Annotated in this window: 4 protein-coding genes and 1 pseudogene; 4 read left to right on the top strand and 1 reads right to left on the bottom strand. The window is 61.7% G+C overall.

The genetic code is table 11. The features are described 5' to 3' along the window. From J1M87_RS26915 to J1M87_RS26900, 4 genes and pseudogenes are all read left to right on the top strand, one after another. Positions 1–221 (top strand): annotated as a pseudogene (locus J1M87_RS26915) (hypothetical protein); the annotation flags it as partial. Between the two features lie 268 nt (positions 222–489). After that, positions 490–1,017, top strand: a complete 528-nt coding sequence (locus J1M87_RS26910; RefSeq protein ID WP_206492749.1) for a hypothetical protein — start codon at positions 490–492, stop codon at positions 1,015–1,017. 4 nt (positions 1,018–1,021) lie between these two features. Continuing rightward, positions 1,022–1,225, top strand: a complete 204-nt coding sequence (locus J1M87_RS26905; RefSeq protein WP_206492748.1) for a hypothetical protein — start codon at positions 1,022–1,024, stop codon at positions 1,223–1,225. Positions 1,226–1,655: 430 nt separating this feature from the next. After that, positions 1,656–2,255, top strand: a complete 600-nt coding sequence (locus tag J1M87_RS26900) for a serine protease (protein WP_206492747.1) — start codon at positions 1,656–1,658, stop codon at positions 2,253–2,255. Between the two features lie 133 nt (positions 2,256–2,388). Here J1M87_RS26900 and J1M87_RS26895 read toward each other — a convergent pair. Beyond that, a partial coding sequence (locus J1M87_RS26895) for an Rv3654c family TadE-like protein (RefSeq protein ID WP_206492746.1) occupies positions 2,389–2,590 on the bottom strand: 202 nt, incomplete at its 5' end.

The raw sequence follows: 2,590 nt of genomic DNA, 5'->3' as shown, positions 1-2,590 counted from the left end.
GGCCGGCTGACGCCCGCGCGGCGCACAGCGTGGATGGCAGACAACACAGCCGATGCGCCGCTCCAGCACCCGTCGACATGCCGGCAGCGAAACAAGCGATCGACCTCACGGTTCGGTTCCTGACGATCGACGGCGACTACGAACCCATCGGGTTGACGATCTCACTCGTAGAACTCGAGACGGCACGGGCAGCTCTACTGGTCGTACCGACGGTGCCGTAAAGCTCTGGCAAAGAGCAGTTCACGCTTTACTCTGCGCGCGATCGTTGACTCTGGTAACTTTCCACCCAGCACACCACGGTGTGTTTGAGGATTCATCCCTGTACACGTCGGGAGCCTCCTCCGCCAACCGCGAGGTTGAAGGCCGTGTCTCACCATGCTGAGACGAACGCGGCGCACGTCCACGTCATCGGCGTACAACGTTACGGCCATGACGCGCGAAATCGACTGACCATCGGATTCAGAGACTCGACCATCCTGGAGGAGAGTAATGCGCAGCATCAAAGCCGTCGCAGGAATCATCACCGCTGTAACGATGTCCACCGCCGTCATCGGGGGTGGCGTAGCCGTCGCTCAACCGGCCACCACCGACGCCGACGTAGCATCTCAGACCGGCGCATCGACCGTAGAAACCGTGGATGCGGCGACGATTTCACAGGTCAACTCCATTCTTGCCCGCGAAGGATCACAGACATTGCCTGCCGAAACCGACAAGCTGGGTTTGAGTGCAGACAACAAGCTTCTCGCCTTCGACCGCGCAGGCCAAGAGTTGGCGTTCGTCGACTCGACACCCCAGTACCGCGGTGACATCCAGCTCTACGAGGACAGTTTCCTGCAGAACGCTACGCAGGCCGTCGTCGGGTGCGTCGGCGGCGTGGTCGGTTACGACGCCATCCTCGAGATCCTCGAAAGGCGCGTTGGCTACCTGGCATTCGTGAAGTTCCTCGCCGGGCGAGTGGGTTGGGGTCTGGCGGTGACCTGCGCAAGTGGCGCAGTGTCGAGTGCGATGGGATGGTGATTCCATGCGGGCAATAGTCTTTCTCCTCGTCCTCGGCCTGATCTACAAATGGCCGGTCTTCGGCGACGATCCGGGTAGCTGGTCGGCTGTTTCGCAGGGCATTGCGATCGGCGCAATAGTCTCTACAGCGGTGACGCCAGCGGGGTGGAAAGCGTTGCGACGCATCAAGGGTCGCATCGACGGTAGCTATACCTCACCCACGAACTGACCGCTACTTCATCGGTGTCCCCGGCCCGCAACATCGTCGGGGACACCGAAGGAGCTTGACAGACAAGCCTCCACTAGGACCAGCCCTGCTGATATGTCCGCGCCGCATGAACTATGTCTCCCCACCGGTGAACCGGCGGGGGCACGGTGCCGACGAATAGGAACTATGACAATGCGCCGAGCAGTTCTGGCCGTATCCCTGCTAGGCACTTCCATCTGCGGGCACGTCGCGTCGCCTCCTCCAGGCCCAGAGCGCTCCCGAAATCGATCCGACCACACCGGTGGGGTACCGCGTCGTCAACGGAATCGCCGATACCGTGAATCCCATCGACGTCGCGGGCATAACACGCGATACCGGCTTGACAACGATCTCCCCATCACTCGGACAGGTACCGGACGCACGATCGGTCATCGGACCCGACGAACGCGGAATGATCAACAACACCAACGCTTTCCCCTACCGCAGCTTCGGCGCGGTTGACTACAACGGTCTGTCCAACAACTGCACCGGATGGCTCGTCTCGCCAGACACCGTGGTCACAGCCGGACACTGCCTTGCGAGAAACGGACAAGTCGCCTCCAACCTGACTTTCAGTCCCGCGCGCAATGGAACCAGTGAGCCGTTTGGCACTGCCGCCGCCAGAGAGATTTGGGTCGACCGGTTCTTCCCGGAGCGATCCGGACATGACTGGGGAGTCGTCAAACTCGCCGAGCCCGTGGGCAATACCGTCGGCTGGATCGGATTGAAGAACACCCAGGATGCGACCTGGGTCGGATCGACTCAGACCATCACCGGATACCCAGCAGACAAGCCGGCAGGGACAATGTGGTCCGCGAACGGTGACATCACAGCAGAAACCGGCAACACGTTCACCCACACCATAGACACGCTTGGTGGCCAAAGCGGCTCAGCAATATACCGAGAGAACTACGCGATCGGCATACACGTAACGGGTGGTTCGCAGACCAACACCGGAACCCGCATCACCGATGAGCTCTTCGACACGATCGTCAATCTGACAGAGCGTTGAGGCGCATCGTCGATAGCGCCGTCACCCGCCGGGTGAACAGACGCAATAGGAGTGCGTCTCACCGCCAGCTTATATCTTCGACGCCGGGGTTCGACGCGAACACGCACGCATTAGCGCGGATTCGGGCGGACCCTCACCCCGGACCCGCTCGCGCCGAGGCGATGGCGTCGGACATTCCGAAGCGCCCCAGGAACACTGACTGCCCCACCGTCACGACCACGTCCCACTCGTCGATCGTGCACTCCCGCAAATCGGTCGACATCCTGCTCGCTACTGACAGCGCCGTCTCGCACGCCTCCGCCACCCCACGAGCGAGCGCCCCCGCACCCGCCAAC

Origin of the sequence: Rhodococcus sp. KRD162, assembly GCF_017168335.1 — a bacterium.
Lineage (GTDB): Bacteria > Actinomycetota > Actinomycetes > Mycobacteriales > Mycobacteriaceae > Rhodococcoides.
Note: the sequence above shows the minus strand (reverse complement) of the source record. Positions and strands in the feature narration are given on the sequence as shown.

Excerpts from the sequence above, each read along its gene's own strand:
- J1M87_RS26910 (WP_206492749.1), top strand. The coding sequence starts at position 490 with ATGCGCAGCATCAAAGCCGTCGCAGGAATCATCACCGCTGTAACGATG.
- J1M87_RS26905 (WP_206492748.1), top strand. The coding sequence starts at position 1,022 with ATGCGGGCAATAGTCTTTCTCCTCGTCCTCGGCCTGATCTACAAATGG.
- J1M87_RS26900 (WP_206492747.1), top strand. The coding sequence starts at position 1,656 with ATGATCAACAACACCAACGCTTTCCCCTACCGCAGCTTCGGCGCGGTT.